This is a genomic window from Streptomyces sp. NPDC000594 (assembly GCF_040299965.1).
Classification (GTDB): Bacteria; Actinomycetota; Actinomycetes; order Streptomycetales; family Streptomycetaceae; genus Streptomyces.
In genome coordinates this window covers 123,893-140,557 of the sequence record NZ_JBEPCY010000004.1, presented here as the reverse complement: position 1 = coordinate 140,557, position 16,665 = coordinate 123,893, and the positions used below count along the sequence as shown (strand labels likewise).

The 16,665-nt window shown below is 73.5% G+C and carries 12 protein-coding genes; 2 read left to right on the top strand and 10 right to left on the bottom strand.

Annotated elements, in window-relative coordinates; translation table 11 throughout:
- The first annotated feature begins 60 nt into the window (after positions 1–60).
- Positions 61–1,578, top strand: a complete 1,518-nt coding sequence (locus tag ABT354_RS07855) for an ABC1 kinase family protein (RefSeq protein WP_351490478.1) — start codon at positions 61–63, stop codon at positions 1,576–1,578.
- A gap of 10 nt (positions 1,579–1,588) precedes the next feature.
- Here ABT354_RS07855 and ABT354_RS07850 read toward each other — a convergent pair whose 3' ends face one another.
- The 5 genes from ABT354_RS07850 to ABT354_RS07830 all read right to left on the bottom strand — a co-directional run bounded on the left by ABT354_RS07850 (position 1,589) and on the right by ABT354_RS07830 (position 5,437).
- Entirely contained in the window at positions 1,589–1,789 is a 201-nt protein-coding gene (locus ABT354_RS07850; protein WP_351490476.1) for a hypothetical protein, read from the bottom strand.
- Between the two features lie 96 nt (positions 1,790–1,885).
- On the bottom strand, positions 1,886–2,209 hold the full coding sequence (locus tag ABT354_RS07845; protein ID WP_351490473.1) for a putative WhiB-interacting protein: 324 nt from the start codon (positions 2,207–2,209) through the stop codon (positions 1,886–1,888).
- Positions 2,206–2,574, bottom strand: coding sequence for a WhiB family transcriptional regulator (locus ABT354_RS07840; protein ID WP_351490471.1), 369 nt, complete (start codon positions 2,572–2,574; stop codon positions 2,206–2,208). The genes ABT354_RS07845 and ABT354_RS07840 overlap by 4 nt, the downstream gene beginning before the upstream one ends.
- Positions 2,575–2,765: 191 nt before the next feature.
- The gene (locus ABT354_RS07835) at positions 2,766–3,095 is read right to left on the bottom strand and encodes a hypothetical protein (RefSeq protein WP_351490470.1); all 330 of its coding nucleotides are present in this window, start codon (positions 3,093–3,095) and stop codon (positions 2,766–2,768) included.
- A gap of 164 nt (positions 3,096–3,259) precedes the next feature.
- On the bottom strand, positions 3,260–5,437 hold the full coding sequence (locus ABT354_RS07830; RefSeq protein ID WP_351490467.1) for an ATP-dependent DNA helicase UvrD2: 2,178 nt from the start codon (positions 5,435–5,437) through the stop codon (positions 3,260–3,262).
- A gap of 245 nt (positions 5,438–5,682) precedes the next feature.
- Between ABT354_RS07830 and ABT354_RS07825 the strand changes: the two genes are divergently transcribed.
- Positions 5,683–5,925 (top strand): mycoredoxin, encoded by a 243-nt coding sequence (locus ABT354_RS07825; protein ID WP_351490465.1) that lies wholly within the window; start codon positions 5,683–5,685, stop codon positions 5,923–5,925.
- A 64-nt stretch (positions 5,926–5,989) separates the two neighbouring features.
- Here the strand turns inward: ABT354_RS07825 and nudC are convergent, their stop codons facing one another.
- From nudC to ABT354_RS07800, 5 genes are all read right to left on the bottom strand, one after another.
- A complete protein-coding gene (gene nudC, locus ABT354_RS07820; protein ID WP_502983356.1) occupies positions 5,990–6,982 on the bottom strand; it encodes an NAD(+) diphosphatase in 993 nt (330 codons plus the stop codon).
- Between the two features lie 87 nt (positions 6,983–7,069).
- Entirely contained in the window at positions 7,070–8,467 is a 1,398-nt protein-coding gene (locus ABT354_RS07815; RefSeq protein WP_351490461.1) for a dipeptidase, read from the bottom strand.
- Between the two features lie 10 nt (positions 8,468–8,477).
- On the bottom strand, positions 8,478–12,236 hold the full coding sequence (locus ABT354_RS07810; RefSeq protein ID WP_351490459.1) for an ATP-dependent helicase: 3,759 nt from the start codon (positions 12,234–12,236) through the stop codon (positions 8,478–8,480).
- 142 nt (positions 12,237–12,378) lie between these two features.
- Positions 12,379–16,131: an ATP-dependent helicase gene (locus ABT354_RS07805; RefSeq protein WP_502983355.1), complete on the bottom strand. Its 3,753-nt coding sequence runs from the start codon at positions 16,129–16,131 to the stop codon at positions 12,379–12,381.
- Between the two features lie 176 nt (positions 16,132–16,307).
- Entirely contained in the window at positions 16,308–16,649 is a 342-nt protein-coding gene (locus ABT354_RS07800) for an MGMT family protein (RefSeq protein WP_502983367.1), read from the bottom strand.
- Positions 16,650–16,665: the final 16 nt, after the last annotated feature.

Here is a 16,665-nt window from a genome sequence, read left to right as displayed (position 1 = left end):
TGTCGGAGCAGGGCCGCTGGGCACGCCACGGGCACGGCCGGCGGGGATATGGAGGGGCGTATGTCTGATCTTCCCCGGAAGGCGGTCACCCGGACCGCCAAGTTGGCCGCCCTGCCACTGGGGTTCGCCGGCCGCGCCACCTGGGGGCTCGGCAAGCGGATCGGCGGCAAGTCCGCCGAGGTCGTCGCCCGTGAGCTGCAACAGCGGACCGCCGAACAGCTGTTCAAGGTGCTCGGTGAGCTGAAGGGGGGTGCCATGAAATTCGGTCAGGCGCTCTCCGTCTTCGAGTCGGCGCTGCCCGAGGAGGTCGCCGGGCCCTATCGCGCCGCGCTCACCAAGCTCCAGGAAGCGGCGCCGCCGATGCCGACCCGGACGGTCCACACCGTCCTGGAGGAGCGGCTCGGCGAGGAGTGGCGGGAGCTGTTCCTCTCCTTCGAGGACAAGCCGTCGGCCGCCGCCTCCATCGGTCAGGTGCACCGGGCGGTCTGGCACGACGGCCGCGAGGTGGCGGTGAAGGTGCAGTACCCGGGGGCGGGCGAGGCGCTGCTCTCGGATCTGACCCAGCTCAGCCGGTTCGCGAAGCTGCTGGGGCCGCTGATCCCAGGGATGGACATCAAGCCGCTGATCACCGAGTTGCGGGACCGGGTCTCCGAGGAGCTGGACTACGCGCTGGAGGCCGAGTCCCAGCGGGAGCACGCGGCGGAGTTCCTGGACGACCCGGATGTGCTGGTCCCGGATGTGGTCTTCCACTCCGATCAGGTGCTGGTGACCGAGTGGATCGACGGCATCCCCCTGGCGGAGGTGATCTCCGACGGCACCCAGGAGCAGCGGGACCGGGCCGGTCAGCTGCTGGCCCGCTTCCTCTTCTCCGGTCCGGCACGGACGGGGCTGCTGCACGCCGACCCCCATCCGGGGAATTTCCGGCTGCTGCCCCTGGAGGAGGGGGAGGGCGAGGGCTGGCGGCTGGGCGTCCTCGACTTCGGCACGGTGGACCGGCTCCCGGGCGGGCTGCCGCTGCCGATCGGCGAGTGTCTGCGGATGACGCTGGAGGGCCAGGCCGACGCGGTGTACGAGCTGCTGTGCGAGGAGGGTTTCGTCAAGCAGGAGATCGAGCTGGACCCGGACGCGGTACTGGAGTATCTGCTGCCCATCATCGAACCGGCCGAGGTGGAGGAGTTCACCTTCACCCGGGGCTGGATGCGGGCCCAGGCGGCGCGGATCGCGGACATCCGCTCCCCCGCGCACCAGCTGGGCAAGCAGCTCAATCTGCCCCCGTCCTATCTGCTGATACACCGGGTCACCCTCAGCACGATCGGGGTGCTGTGCCAGCTCAGCGCCACGGTCCGGCTGCGGGACGAGCTGGAGGACTGGGTGCCGGGGTTCCTGCCGGAGTACGAGACCGAGTCCGAGACCGAGTACGAGCCGGAGTCCATGGACGGAGCGGTTCCGGAGGGCGCTCAGGAGTCCGGGGAGAGGCCGGAGTCCGGGGAGGGCTCGGCGGACACGGCTCGGGAGGCCGCCGCGGAGCGCGAGGGGGACGACCCGGTCGGCGGTGCGGCGGTCGGCGCCCGGGTCTGACCGGGGTCCGCTACCACCAGGCGGAGTCGAGCCTGCTCTCGATCGCGCGGAGATTTGCGCGGGCGCACCCGTCACAGAAGTAGTGGCGGGTGTGATTCTCCACGGAGCAGATCCAGGTCGGCGGGGTCGCCTCCGCCGTCGTACCGCAGCGGGAGCACACGGCGACGCTCTCGGCGCCCGGGTCGGCCTCGGGGGAGGTCTGCTGGTCCACGCCTGTGACGATACCCCTCGGGGGCCTCTTCGGCGGGGGAACGCCCCGCGGGGGCGGGTCCGAACGGACCCGCCCCCGGAGGGCGCCGGATCGCCGTCAGTTCATGACGGCCATGGCCAGCGCGCGGCGGGCGCGCATCGAAACGCGCTCCGCCCGGCGCTGCATCCGGCGTGCGGTGACGACACGGACCGCCCGGCGTTCGCTGTCCGCGTCGCGCAGGCGGTCGCGCATCTGTGCGCGTGCCAGGGCTTCTGGGATGAGTTGCATGGCGCGGGTCCTGTTCTGGCGCGAAGCGGTCGCGCCCAAGGTGGTGACGACTGGGGTGGCGGAGCCATGGGGCTCGCTCAGGGAAGTGGGCATGGTGGCCTGCTTCTGGGGATCGTTCGTGAAGGGGCGGTCGATGGTCCCGAGGATGCTCATGCCGAGACCGGGTTCTTGCGCGGGCGACCACGGGGCCGCTTCCGGGCGACGACGACACCCTGGATGAACAGCTCGCCGCCCCAGACGCCCCACGGCTCGCGCCGTTCCTTGGCGCCGGCGAGGCAGGCCTCCATCAGCGGGCAGGTACGGCAGAGGGACTTGGCGTACTCGACGTCCGCCGGGGACTCGGCGAAGAAGACCTCGGGGTCGTACGAGCGGCAGGGAACGGGCACGCCAAGGTTCTCGATGGCGTCATCGAGGGCGGTCAGCGCGGTGAGCGCGTTCACGGTGGGGTCCTCCGTGGGAGCGGACGGGGTGATGGTCTCGGAAGGCGGTACGGACGGGGCGTGCGCTTCGAGTTGCACGGCTGGGTCTTCCTCGTCTTGTCGGTCCGGCCGGTCGGCCGGTTGGTGGTCCCCCGGACGGTCGGGGGGCTGGTACCGGGTGGTGCTGTCCCGAGGCCCCTTCGCTCCGCTCGTCCCTGTACGGGGACAAACAGAAGGGCCGCGGATCCCGAGTGGGGTTCCGCGGCCCTGAAGGCGCCGGCCTGATCACCTCAGGCTGGATCACTCCAGGGTTCGAGCCCACGGAAGGCCCACGTCATGTGGTCGTGCGTCTGCTTCATGAATCCGGCACCGGTCGCCGCGAAGGCATAAAACTTGCCCTTTGCCTCGGCCACTCCTGCTTCCAGTGCCACGGTCGGTCGCTCATTACGGCCCAGGACGGGAAGGCCCGTCAGAGGTCGCAGGGACACCTTGGCCACGCCATGGGAGACACCGGTGGCGTCGAACGACAGGGAGAAGCCGAGCGAGCAGGTGGAGGCGACGACCGAGCGATCGGTCACTTTGGTGGTGGACTCGTTGAAGCTGATGGTGTTGCTGATCACAGGACTCGCCTCCTCTCGGCGTCTCGGGGTCGGACAGGCCGACCGCATGTATTCGGATAAGTAGAGCACGGGGACAGGGCTTCGGAGAAGCCCGCTGTTCCCGTGGTTAAGAACCTATGGGGCATGTCGGGGGCTGCGCAAACTATTTTTCCGACGAGTTGGTCTCAGTCTTCGCCGGAGGGGTCCCCGGCCCCCTCCCCCACCTCTTGACCTGCGCAGATGGCGAGGACATCGGAGCCGAACCGCTCCAGCTTCCGCCCTCCGACGCCCGAGATACGGGACAGCTCGCCCTCGTCACCGGGCACGGCCTCCGCGATGGCGATCAACGTCTTGTCGGTGAACACGCAATACGCCGGCTGGCCAAGTAGCCGTGCCTGGCCGGAACGCCACTCCCGGAGCCGCTCGTACAGAGCCTCGTCCATGTCGGAGGGGCAGTCCTCGCACCGCATCAGCTTCATCTCACCGGCCTCGGTGAGGGTCTTGCCGCAGACCCGGCAGAGGGCGGGCCCGCGGCGCCTCTTCCGGCCGCGCTCCGTCCCGCCGGTGCCGCCCGCGCTCCTCGGTCCGGCGGCGGCCGAGCCCGGCCGCAGACCGTTGAGGAAGCGGGTCGGGCGGCGGGAGGCCCTGCCGCCCGGGGCGCGGGAGAGCGCCCAGGAGAGACAGAGGTGGAAGCGGGCCCGGGTCACCCCGACATAGAGCAGCCGCCGCTCCTCCTCGATCTGCTCGTCCGTCTTGGCATAGGTGATCGGCATCATGCCCTCGGTGAGCCCCACGAGGAAGACCGCGTCCCACTCCAGGCCCTTGGCGGCGTGCAGGGAGGCGAGGGTGACCCCCTGGACGGTGGGGGCGTGCTGGGCGGCGGCGCGCTCGTCCAGCTCGGTCACCAGATCGGCGAGGGTGGCGCCGGGCCTGGCCCGGCCGAAGTCCTCCGCGAGCCGCACCAGCGCGGCCAGGGACTCCCAGCGGTCGCGCACCGCGCCCGAGCCGGAGGGCGGCTCGGCGGCCCAGCCCTGGGTGGAGAGGACCGCGCGGACCTGGGCGGGGAGATCCTCGGCGGCGTCCAGCAGGGAGTCGTTGCCCCCGGCGCGGGCGGCGCCGCGCAGGGCCACACCCGCCTCCCGGACCTCCTGGCGCTCGAAGAACCGCTCGGCCCCGCGGAGCTGATAGGGGACACCCGCGTCGGCGAGGGCCTGCTCGTAGACCTCCGACTGGGCGTTGATCCGGTAGAGCACGGCGATCTCGCCGGCGGGGACCCCGGCGTCGATGAGGTCACGGATCCTGCGGGCGGTGCCCTCGGCCTCGGTGGGCTCGTCCGGGTACTCCGCGTAGACGGGCTCGGGGCCGGAGTCACGCTGCGAGACCAGCTCCAGCCGGTGCTCCGCGGCCTTGCCCTTCGCCTGGCCCAGCAGCCCATTGGCGAGATGGACGACCTGGGGGGTGGAGCGGTAGTCCCGCACCAGCTTCACCACGGTGGCGTTGGGGTGACGGGTGCGGAAATTCAGCAGATGGTCCGGGGTGGCGCCGGTGAAGGAGTAGATCGTCTGGCTGGCGTCGCCGACCACACAGAGGCTGTCCCGGCTGCCCAGCCAGAGATCGAGCAGCCGCTGCTGGAGCGGGCTGACGTCCTGGTACTCGTCGACCACGAAGTGGTGGTACTGGCGGCGGATCTGGTCGGCGATGTCGGGCCGGTCCTGGAGGATCCCGACGGTGAGCAGCAGCACGTCCTCGAAGTCAATCACCGCGCGATCGCGCTTCAGCTGCTCGTACATGCCATAGATCTGGCTGATTTCCGATGGGTCCCGGGGGGCGTCACGGGCGGTCTTGGCGACGGCGGCGGGGTAGTCGGCGGGGACCGTCTGGGTGACCTTCGCCCATTCGATCTCGCTGGTCACATCGCGCAGTTCATTGCGGTCGAGCCGGATCCGGCAGCGCGCGGCGGACTCGGCGACGAGCTGGATCTTCCGCTCCAGCAGCCGGGGCAGCTCTCCGCCCACCGCTTTCGGCCAGAAGTACTGGAGCTGGCGCAGGGCGGCCGAGTGGAAGGTCCGTGCCTGGACACCGCCCGCGCCGAGCTGGCGCAGCCGCCCCCGCATCTCTCCGGCGGCGCGGTTGGTGAAGGTGACGGCCAGCACACTGGCGGGCTGGAGTATGCCCGCGCGCACCCCGTACGCGATGCGATGGGTGATCGCCCGCGTCTTGCCCGTGCCGGCACCCGCCAGCACACACACCGGGCCGTGCAGGGCGGTCGCGACCTCGCGCTGCTCCGGGTCGAGCCCGTCGAGCACCGCGTCCGCCGACTCGGGGACCTGCGGGAAAAGGGAGGAGTGCGTTGCTGATGTCACCCCGCCATGCTGCCAGGTCCGGCGGGGCGAATGCGGCCGTTGTCCACAGCCCCGGGGCTACCGGTCATATGAATCACTCCTGGGGGTGAGCCGCCGGAAGTGCTCCCCGGACCGGGGCCGGGTCCGGGAATGGTGCCCGGACCTCGTACGTTCTTCTCCATGCCCCCGTGATCGCGCGGGGGCACGGACGTACGCCGATGCGTCCGGATGGACGCGGAAGAGCCCAGCGAAGGAGCCGGAAGACGATGTCGAGCGCTGTGACGATGTACAGCACCACCTGGTGCGGATACTGCCGTCGGCTGAAGAGCCAGATGGAGCGCGAGGGCATCGCGTACACCGAGATCAACATCGAGGAGGACCCGGCGTCGGCGGCCTTCGTGGAGAAGGCCAACGGGGGGAACCAGACCGTTCCGACGGTCCTCTTCGCCGATGGCTCGACCCTGACCAACCCCTCGCTGGCCCAGGTCAAGGCCAAGATCAGCGCCTGAGCGGGGCGATTTCGCCCGCCGGTCCGCAGCCGCCCCGGTCACCATGGGGCGGCTGCGGCGGCGTTCAGGCGCGGGGGCGGGGGCCCGGGAGGGGTTCGCCGTACCAGTCCTCGATCAGCCGCGCGGCGATCGAGATCCCGTACGGCGGCAGCACCTCGCCCGAGGCGAAGGCGGCCCGCAGATCCTCCCGGGAGAACCAGCGCGCCTCGTGCAGCTCCTCCCCGTCCACGGTGATCGTGGAGGAGACCGCCCGCGCGGTGAAGCCCAGCATCAGGCTGGAGGGGAAGGGCCACGGCTGGCTGGCCACATAGGCGACCTCGCCGATCTCGACACCCGCCTCCTCACGGACCTCCCGGCGCACCGACTGCTCGACCGACTCCCCCGGCTCCACAAAGCCCGCGAGGGTGGAGAAGCGTCCCTCGGGCCAGTGCACCTGCCGCCCGAGCAGCGCCCGGTCGTCCTCGTCCGTCACCAGCATGATCACCGCCGGGTCGGTCCTGGGGTAGTGCTCGGCACCGCACGCCTGGCAGCGGCGGACATGCCCGGCCGCCGCGATCACCGTGCGGTCGCCGCAGCGCGAGCAGAAGCGGTGCAGCCGCTGCCAGTTCTCCAGCGCCACCGCGTGCACCAGCAGACCCGCGTCCCGGGGCGAGAGCAGCTGCCCGGCCTCCCGCAGCCCGGCCGGACGCGCGGACTGGTCCATCCGCCCCGGCAGGGTGTCCTTCTGGAGCGCGAAGTAGCGGACACCGGCCTCGTCGGTCCCCAGGAAGTAGCGGTGGGTCTCGGTGACGGGCGCCTCGAACGCCGGGGTCATCACCAGCTCGGTACGCCCGTCGGCGGTGTCGTCGATCAGTGCCTGACCACCGCAGACCACGAAGACCCGGGTGGTGGGGTGGCTCCAGGCCGCCGCCAGCCACGCCTCGTCCAGCCGGTGGTGTGCCGCACGGTCGATCCCGCTCGGAGCGGTCAGGCTGATGGGCGGTGCGCTGAGGCCGGTGGCACGGTCCGCGGTGACATGGCCGTTGCTGCTCACGTACTTCCAACTCCCCCGGTGCATCGGGTCTCGTTCCGTCGGTCGGTCGGCCAGGGGCCTGGCCGGCCGGACCCGGGCGCCTCGGCCCCGGCCCGGCCGGACCCGGGTCGGTCAGCCCAGGGCCGCGGCAAGGTCGTCCCAGAGATAGGCGGCCGTCTCCACGCCCTTGAACAGCAGTTCCAGCTCCACCTTCTCGTTCGGGGCGTGCCAGCCGTCGGAGGGTACGGAGATGCCGAGGAAGAGCACCGGCGCACCCAGCACGTCCTGGAGGTCGGCGGCGGGACCGGAGCCGCCCTCCCGGGTGAAGAGGATCTTCCGCCCGTCGAAGGCGCGGCTCATCGACCGCACCACGGAGCGGAGCGCCGGATGGTCGAGCGGCGTCAGACAGGGCCGGGTGGCGGCGCCGAAGGTGAGGTTGTAGCGGATGCCGTCGGGGACGCGCTGGGCCACCCACTGGCTGACCGCCGCCTCGATCCGGCCCGGGTCCTGCCCCGCGACCAGCCGGAAGGAGAGCTTCAGCACCGCCGAGGAGGGAACGATCGTCTTGCCGCCGGGGCCCTGATAGCCCCCGCCGATGCCGTTCACCTCCGCCGTGGGGCGCGCCCAGACCCGCTCCAGGGTGGAGAAGCCCTGCTCACCGAGGGTGCCATGGCACTGGGCCGTGGCGAGCCAGGCCTTCTCGTCGAAGGGCAGCTCCGCGAAGAGGGCCCGCTCGGCGTCGCTCAGCGGCACGATCCCGTCGTAGAAGCCGGGGACGGTGACCCGCTCGTCGGCGTCGTGCAGCGCGGCCACCAGCCGGGCGGCGACCGTGGCCGGGTTGGGGACCGCACCGCCGAAGGAACCCGAGTGGATGTCCTGGTCCGGGCCGTGCAGCTCGATCTCACAGTCCGCGAGACCGCGCATCCCGGTACAGACGGTCGGGGTGTCCTCCGACCACATCCCGGTGTCCGAGACGATGACGACATCGGCCCGCAGCCGCTGCGCACGCTCCTCGACCAGCGCCCGGAAGTGCGGGGAGCCGGACTCCTCCTCGCCCTCGACCAGCATCTTGAGATGGACGGCGGGAGCGGTCCGGCCGGTGGCGGCGAGATGGGCCCGGACACCCAGGGTGTGGAAGAGGACCTGGCCCTTGTCGTCGGCCGCGCCCCGGGCGTACAGCCGCCCGCCGACGATCTCCGGCTCGAACGGGTCGGTGCGCCAGCCGTCCTCCCGGGCGGCGGGCTGGACATCGTGATGCCCGTAGACCAGCACCGTGGGAGCGTCCGGATCGTCGGACGGCCACTCGGCGAAGACCGCGGGCGCCCCGGCGGTCGGCCACACCTCGGCCACGGGGAAACCCGTGGCGGTGAGCCGCTCGGCCAGCCAGTCGGCGCTGCGCCGTACATCCGCGTCGTGCTCGGGCTGGGCCGAGACGGAGGGGATGCGCAGCCAGTCCGTGAGGTCGTCGAGGAAGGCGGCGCGGTGGGCGTCGATGTACTGGCGGACGGCGCTGTCCGGGGTGTCGCTCATGTGTCTGAGCCTAGCCGCCCCGGGGACCCCCCTCGTCTGCCGTCTCACCGAGCAGGATCCTTTCCAGCTCGGCCCGGCCCGGCAGGGAACGGGGCCGGACCACCTCTCCGCTGCGGACGAAGACGAACGCCGCGTCCACCTCGTCGGGGTCGAGGCCGTGCTGCTCGGCCCAGGCGAGACGGTAGACCGCCAGCTGGAGCGGGTCGGCGCCGCCGGTGGCACCGGTCTTCCAGTCCACGATCTCGTACCGCCCCGCGCGGCCGTCGCCGCTGTCGGTCGGGGCATGGGCCGGGCCTTCGGGGGGACTGCCGGGGGTGCGGTAGACGGCGTCGATCCGGCCCCGGACCACCCGTCCGGCGAGGGTGATCTGGAACGGTGTCTCCACCCGGTGGGGGGTACGCCGGGCGTACGGGGTGCGCTCGAACGCCTCCTTGAGGGCGGCGAGGTCCCGCTCGTCGGCGATCTCGGCGCGATCGGGGCCGTCCAGGTCTCCCCCGGGGAGGTCGTCCGGGTCCAGCAGGGGCAGCGGCAGCGCCTCGAACCGCGACTCGACCCAGGCGTGGAACCTGGTGCCCCGGCGGGCCGCCGGCTGCGGCGGGCGGGGCATGGGCCGGGCCAGCTCCTTGGCGAAGCCGTCGGGGTCGGCGGCGAGCCGCATCAGCTGGGACGCGGTGAGGGAGGGCGGCAGCGGCACCTCGTGGGAGGTGGCGCGGGCGCTGCGCAGCTCACGGGTGAGGGCGGTGAGATCACGGTCCCAGGAGTCGATGATCCGCCGCTCCTCGGGGGTGGTCCCGCCGTCCGCCGCCCCGGGTGCGGCGGGGGGCACGGGGGCCCGCTCCGTGGGCGGACCGGCCTGATGGGGCAGGACCGGGGCGTCCTCGGGCGCACCCGGCGCCCCGGAAGAGCCGAAAGACCCGGCAGACCCGGCAGACCCAGGGGACCCAGGGGACCCAGGGGACCCAGGGGACCCAGGGGACCCAGGGGGCTGATCCCGGGGCTCCCCGGCTCCGGTCTCCTCGAAAAGTGGCTCACAGGGCTGCGCGGGCCCGTACGCGTCGCCGGAGGTCTCCTCCGGTCCATCGGGCTCGGAGGGCTCATAGGGCTCCTCGAACGGCTCTCCGAAGGCCTCCTCCGGCCCGTGGGGCTCCTCCAGCTCCCATGCCTCCTCGGGGATCGGGAACGGATCCCCGGCAGCGGCGGGTACGGGAGAAGCGGGCCCGGCGGGTACGGGTGACGCGGGCCCGGCGGCACGGGCGGCCGGGACGGCCGCCCCGGCGCCCCCCTCCAGATACGCCAGGACCGTGTCCCTGGCCGCCCGGCGGCGGCGCGTCGAGACCGGGTCCAGGGGCAGGGGCCAGGCGCGGTCCGGGCCGTCCGTGGCCAGTGCCGGATTCTCCGCCCCCTCGGCGGGCTCGTCCGCCCATGCTTCGATCTCGCCATGGCCGTCCGCGCAGTGGTCGTACAGCGCCCGCAGAAAGGCCGAGGGCCCCCGGGGGCGCTTCTGTGCCGGACCCCACCAGTGCGCCGAACCCAGCAGCAGCGAGCGCGGGCGGGTGAAGGTCACATAGCCGAGCCGCAGCTCCTCGGTGTGCTGGTGGGCCTTCATCTCCTCCTTGAACGCCTTCAGCCCCCGCGCGTCGAAGGAGGTGATACCCGGAAGGGTCGACGCGTCGCCCCGCAGCGCGTGCGGCAGCACCTGGGGGTGCGAGGTCCAGGCCTCCCGTGCCTGGTCGCTCGGGAAGTTCTTGGCGGTCAGCCCGGGGACCGCCACCACATCCCACTCCAGGCCCTTGGACTTGTGCGCGGTCAGCACCTTGACCGTGTTCTCCCCGCCGGGGAGGGCGTTGTCCAGGCCCTTCTCGTACTGCGCGGCGGTACGGAGAAAGCCCAGGAAGGCCAGGAGCGAGGCCTCCCCGTCCAGCGCGGCGAAGCCCGCCGCGATGTCCAGGAAGTTGCCCAGGGTCTCCCGGCGGCGCGCGGCCAGGGCGTGCGGCGACGCGGACAGCTCGACATCGAGCCCGGTGGTCGCGAGGACCCGGTGCAGCACATCCATCAGCGGGTCGGCCAGGGAGCGCCGCAGCTCCCGCAGCTCCTGGGCGAGACGGCGGAACCGCACCCGCGCGGCGGCCGAGAAGGGCAGTCCGTCATCGGCCGCGCCCGGGTCGATAAAGGTGTCGAGCGCGTCGGCCAGCGAGATCACCTCGGCCGGGTCGGTGCCCTCCACCGCGGCGGCCAGCCGCTCGGCGAGACCGGCGTCGGCCCCGTCCCCGCTGTCCCGGTGGACCAGCAGCCGGGCGCGGCGGCCCAGCAGGGCGAGGTCCCGGGGGCCGATGCGCCAGCGGGGGCCGGTCAGCAGCCGGACCAGGGAGGCATTGGCCCCCGGGTCCTGGAGGACCTCGCAGACGGCGACGAGATCGGCGACCTCGGGCAGCTGGAGCAGCCCGGAGAGACCCACGACCTCGACCGGGATGTCCCGGGCCACCAGGGCGCCCTGGATCTCGGGGAAGTCGGCGGCGGTACGGCAGAGCACCGCGATCTCACCGGGGGCCTTGCCGGTGCGCACCAGATGGGCGAGGGAGTCGGCGAGCCAGGCGATCTCCTCGGCATGGGTGGGGAGCAGGGCGATCCGCACCGAACCGTCGCGCTCGGCCCCGGGGGCGGGCCGCAGCGCCTCGACGCCCTCGTGCATGGCCCGCAGCGGGGCGGCGAGGCCGTTGGCGAGCTGGAGCAGCCTGCCGCCGCTGCGGCGGTTCTCGCTGAGCGCGTACCGGGTGGCGGGAGTGGAGTCGGGGTACGGGAAGTGCTCGGGGAAGTCGTCCAGATTGGCGACGGAGGCGCCGCGCCAGCCGTAGATCGCCTGGCAGGGGTCGCCGACGGCGGTGACGGCGTGGCCGGTGCCCTGGCCGAAGAGCCCGGAGAGCAGCAGCCGCTGGGCCACGGAGGTGTCCTGGTACTCGTCGAGCAGGACGACCCGGTACTCGTCGCGGAGCAGGGCGCCGACGGCGGGCCGGGTGAGGGCCAGCTCGGCGGAGAGGGCTATCTGGTCGCCGAAGTCCAGCAGCTCCCGTGAGCGCTTGGCCGCGCGGTAGCGCCGGGTGAGGTCGAGCAGCTCCCGGCGGGCGGCGGTGGCCTCGGGGATTCTGCGCAGCTCGGCGTTGGAGAGGGGGGCGCTCTCCAGGGTGCGCAGCAGCTCCTCGTCATGGGCGGCGAGGCGGTCGGGGTCGACCAGGTGCTCGGACAGCTCGCCGTCGAGGGCGAGCAGATCGCTGACGAGGGTGGTGAACGAGCGGGTGAGCGCGGGATAGGGGCCGGGGGCGGCGCGCAGCACCTGGGCGGCGAGCTGGTAGCGGGTGGCGTCGGCGAGGAGCCGGGCGGTGGGCTCCAGGCCGATCCGCAGCCCGTGGTCGGCGAGGAGCTGTCCGGCGAAGGCGTGATAGGTGGAGATCCGGGGCTCGCCCGGGGGGTTGTCGGGGTCGATGACATCGGGGTCGGTGACCCCGGCGCGGATCAGGGCGGTGCGGACCCGCTCGGCCAGCTCGCCCGCGGCCTTGTTGGTGAAGGTGAGGCCGAGGACCTGCTCGGGGGCGACCTGGCCGGTGCCGACGAGCCAGACCACGCGGGCGGCCATGACGGTGGTCTTCCCGGAACCGGCTCCGGCCACGATGACCTGCGGCGCGGGCGGCGCGATGATGCAGGCCGTCTGCTCCGGGGTGAAGGGGATCCCCAGCAGCTCCTTGAGCTGCTGGGGATCGCTGATACGAGCGGTCACCCTCAAGAGGCTAATCGCCCGGGCGGACAGCCGGTCCCGCCTGTGGACAACCTGGCCCGGCGGTCGGTCGCGGACGGCCGGCTGTGGACAACCCCCTCACCCGGACGGTGGACGGGTACGTCCGACCCGAACAGACCCGTGCTCAGTCGACGACCTGGCGGCCCTCGGGCTGGGCGCTGCACGAGGCACGGAAGGAACAGGTGGTGCAGTGGGCGCCGGTCGCCGGGGCGAACCGTTCTTCGAGCACCCGGCCCGCCGCCGTGGCCAGCAGCTCACCGACCCAGTCACCGCTGAGCGGCTGCTGGGCCTGGACCTTGGGCAGGGCGTCGCCGCCCTCTCGTACCGGGGCGGCCTGCCGGAGGTGGACCAGCTCGGCGCCGCCGCTCTCCGGCGCGGAGCCGTTCCCGACCCCACCGCCGTCCCCGGTGCCGTTCCCACCGCTTTCCCCGGTGCCCTCTCCGTCGCCCTCTCCGTCGCCGTCGGGGCCGCCGCCGGGGTTCAGGGCGCCCTCGCCCACGGCGAGCTGGTAGACCGCGAGCTGGGGATGGTGCTCGACCTCACGGGCGGTGGGCGCGGACTTCCCGGTCTTGAAGTCGACCACGTACACCCGTCCCTGGGCGTCCCGCTCGACCCGGTCCATGGAGCCCCGGATACGGACGGCGTACTCCCCCGCCTCCAGGGTGACGTCGAACCCGTGCTCGGTGGCGAGCGGCGTCCGGCCGCCGCGGTCCATGACATGCCAGCGCAGAAAGCGTTCCAGCGCCGCGCGCGCGTGCTCCTTCTCCTGCTGGGACTTCCAGGGGGCGTCGAAGGCGAGCCCGTCCCAGACCGAGTCCAGGCGTTCCATGAGGACGGCGAGATCGGCCGGACTGCGGCCGGAGGCGACCTCGTCGGCGAGGACATGGACGACATTGCCGAAGCCCTGGGCCGCGGTCGCGGGCGCACCGGCCCGTACCTCACGCCCCAGGAACCACTGGAGCGAGCAGCCGTCACCCGCGAGCTGGTCCAGGGCGCTCCCGGAGAGGGCGACGGGCAGCTCGCGGTCGCGCAGCGGGACCGTGCTCCGGGTGGGCTCGTGCAGCCCCCACCAGCGGTCGGGATGGGCCGCGGGGACGAGCGGCAGGTCCTCGTCGTCCCTGAGCGCGGCGAGCCGGGCCAGCCGGCGGGCGGCGGCGTCGCGCAGCGCCGGGGAGACATCCGGGTCGACGGTGGTGGACCGCAGCTCGGCGACGAGCGCGGCCACCGCCAGCGGGCGGCGGGGGCGGCCGGTGATGTCCTTGGGCTCCGCGCCCAGCTCGGCGAGGAAACGGGAGGGCTGGTCACCGTCGTCGGCGGGGGCCTTGACGGCGCTGACGACCAGCCGGTCGCGGGCGCGGGTGGCCGCCACGTAGAAGAGCCGGCGCTCCTCGGCGAGGAGCGCCCCCGGGCTCAGCGGCTCGGCGAGCCCGTCCCGCCCGATGCGGTCGGCCTCCAGGAGGGAGCCCCGGCGGCGCAGATCGGGCCAGAGCCCCTCCTGCACCCCGGCGACGACCACCAGCCGCCATTCGAGGCCCTTGGAGCGGTGCGCGGTCATCAGCCGTACGGCGCCGGGGCGGCTGTGCCGGGTGAAGAGGGTGTCGGCGGCGATGTCCTGGGCCTCGATCTCCTCGATGAAGTTGAGGGCGCCCCGGCCGCCGGTGCGTTCCTCGGCGCGGGCGGCGGTGTCGAAGAGGGCGCAGACGGCGTCGAGGTCACGGTCGGCGTTGCGCCCGGCGGCGCCGCCGCGCAGGGCGGCGCGCTCCAGCCGGCCGGGCCAGCCGGTGCCGTTCCAGAGCGCCCACAGGGCCTCCTCGGCGGTGCCGCCGCGCTCCAGCAGCTCCCGGGCGTCCCGCAGCAGCCCGCCGAGCTGGGCCGCGCCGAACGCGTACGAGCGGTCGTGGACGGTGAGCCGCTCCGGCTCGGCGAGCGCCCGCGCGATGAGGTCGTCGGAGGGGGCCGGGACGCGATGGCCCGCCGCGCGCTCCTCGTCCCGCAGGGCACGGCCGAGACGGCGCAGATCGGCGGCGTCCATTCCGCCGAGCGGCGACGCGAGCAGCGCGAGCGCGGTCTCGGTGTCCAGCCAGGTGCGCTCCGCGCGGGGGCCGGTGTCGGTGTCCGCCGCCTCGGTGTCCGCCGCGTCCACCCCGGAGGGGGTACGGGGGGACGCGCCCCCGCCCGCACCGGCGAGGTCCGCGCCGTCCGCCGCCCACGACTCCCCGGGGTGGTCGGCACTCTCGCCCCCGCTGTCGGCCGCCCCCTCACCCGTACGAGCACCCGGGTGCGCGCCTGCGCCCGTACCGGCATCCGCCCCGGCGTCACCGGCGTCGGCCCGCACCGGCGGCGGGCCGGAAGGATCACTCGGGTCCGGTACGGCGCTGCCAGGCGGAACGCCGTTCACCCCCGCACCGGAGCCCGGCTCCGGACCCGTACCGGCCGGATCCGCGAGGTCGCCCGTACCGGGCCGCCCCGGGTGCGGGCGGGGGGAGGAGGCGGCGGTCGCCACCGCGCGCAGGGCCGTCAGCAGCGGGGCGACGGCGGGCTCGTGGCGCAGCGGCACATCGGCGCCGTCGACCTCCAGCGGCACCCCCGCCGAGGTCAGCGCGCGGCGCACGGCGGGAATGCTGCGCGCGCCCGCACGGACCAGGACGGCCATCTCATGCCACGGAACGTCCTCCTCCAGATGTGCCCGGCGCAGAATGTCGGCGATGTTCTCCAGCTCGGTGGAGGGCGTCGGGTAGGTGTAGGTCTCCACCCTCCCCCCGGGACGCACCGCCGCCAGCTCGCGGTGGGCGCGGACCTTCTCGGCGGGCAGCCGGGTCAGCGGCATCCGGCGGGTCAGCAGCCGGGTCGCGTCGAGCAGCGCACCCCCGCTCCGCCGCGAGGTGGTGAGCACCGCCACCTCCGCCGGGCGGCCGTCGCGGTGCCGGAAGGTGTCGGGGAAGTCGAGGATGCCGTTCACATCGGCGCCCCGGAAGGCGTAGATCGACTGGTCCGGGTCGCCGAAGGCCACCAGGGTGCGCCCGCCGCCCGCGAGGGCCTGGAGCAGCCGCACCTGGGCCGGGTCGGTGTCCTGGTACTCGTCCACGAACACCGCGTCGTACGGGAACTCCAGCGGCGGATCGGTCCGCTCCGCGAGCAGGACCGCCCGGTGCACCAGCTCCGCGTAGTCGAGGACGCCCTGCATGTCCAGGACATCCAGATACTCCGCCAGGAAGGAGGAGGCGGCGCGCCAGTCCGGGCGGCCGGTCCGGGCCGCGAACCGGGCCAGCGACTCCGGGCCGAGTCCCAGCTCACGGCTGCGCGCCAGCACCGCGCGCACCTCGTCGGCGAAACCCCGGGTGGTGAGGCAGGCCCTCAGCTCGTCCGGCCACTGATTGCGCGCCAGCCCGTCCGCCTCCAGGCCCAGCTGGCCGGTGAGCAGTTCCCGTACCGCCACATCCTGCTCGGGACCGGAGAGCAGCCGCAGCGGCTCGGCGAAGAGATCGGCGTCCTGGTGGGCGCGGACCAGGGCGTAACAGAACGAGTGGAAGGTGGTGGCCTGCGGACCCCGGGCCCCGCGCAGCCGCAGCGCCATCCGGTCCCGCAGCTCGACGGCGGCCTTCCGGCTGAAGGTGAGCACCAGGATCCGCGCGGGATCGGCCCCGGCGGCGACCCGGGAGGCCACCGTCTCCACCAGGGTGGTGGTCTTGCCCGTGCCGGGCCCCGCGAGCACCAGGAGCGGGCCGCCCCGGTGGGCCACCACCGCACGCTGCGCCGGATCCAGCCGGGGCACGGGGACCGCGCCCGGCGCCGTACGCACCAGCCGGTACGCACCGGTCCCCCGCCGCCGCGCCGCACGGGGGTACGACGGGTGTCCGGTGGTGGTGGGGATGGTCACGGAATCGCCGGTCCTGAGGGTGACGGATACGGGGTACGGATCTCGGTACGGATACGGGGGTACGGGGGTACGCGCGCGGGGTGCCGCGGAGGATCGAGGCTACGCGGTCCGGCGCCCGGGGCGCGGCGAGCCGTGCGCGGCCCGCCCGGGAGCGCCCGGGGAGCACCCGGGTGTGCTCAGGGAGTGCTCATGCCGTCCCACCGCGCCCGCCGCATATCGATCCGGGGCACATGGCCCGTCGCACCGCGCGGCGCCTCGCGCAGCGGAGTGCCCTCGGTGCGGTACCGGCCGACGGCGCGTACCTCATGGCCCGGCAGCAGGGTCCCGTCCGACCGGACCACCCGCCACCAGGGCACACCGCCGCCGTACAGCGCCAGGACCCGGCCGACCTGGCGTGGGCCCCCCTCACCGAGCCACTCGGCGATATCGCCATACGTCATCACCCTTCCGGGCGGGATCAGCTCGACGACCTCCAGGACCCGCTCCGCGTACTCCGGCAGCTCTTCCATCCGTCCCATCCTGCCGTACAGCGCC

What these genes read in the sequence shown, in the direction of transcription:
- nudC (WP_502983356.1), bottom strand. Translation starts at nt 6,982, where the DNA reads ATGCACCGGGGGAGTTGGAAGTACGTGAGCAGCAACGGCCATGTCACC.
- ABT354_RS07800 (WP_502983367.1), bottom strand. Translation starts at nt 16,649, where the DNA reads ATGGGACGGATGGAAGAGCTGCCGGAGTACGCGGAGCGGGTCCTGGAG.
- ABT354_RS07815 (WP_351490461.1), bottom strand. Translation starts at nt 8,467, where the DNA reads ATGAGCGACACCCCGGACAGCGCCGTCCGCCAGTACATCGACGCCCAC.
- ABT354_RS07845 (WP_351490473.1), bottom strand. Translation starts at nt 2,209, where the DNA reads ATGAGCATCCTCGGGACCATCGACCGCCCCTTCACGAACGATCCCCAG.
- ABT354_RS07855 (WP_351490478.1), top strand. Translation starts at nt 61, where the DNA reads ATGTCTGATCTTCCCCGGAAGGCGGTCACCCGGACCGCCAAGTTGGCC.
- ABT354_RS07825 (WP_351490465.1), top strand. Translation starts at nt 5,683, where the DNA reads ATGTCGAGCGCTGTGACGATGTACAGCACCACCTGGTGCGGATACTGC.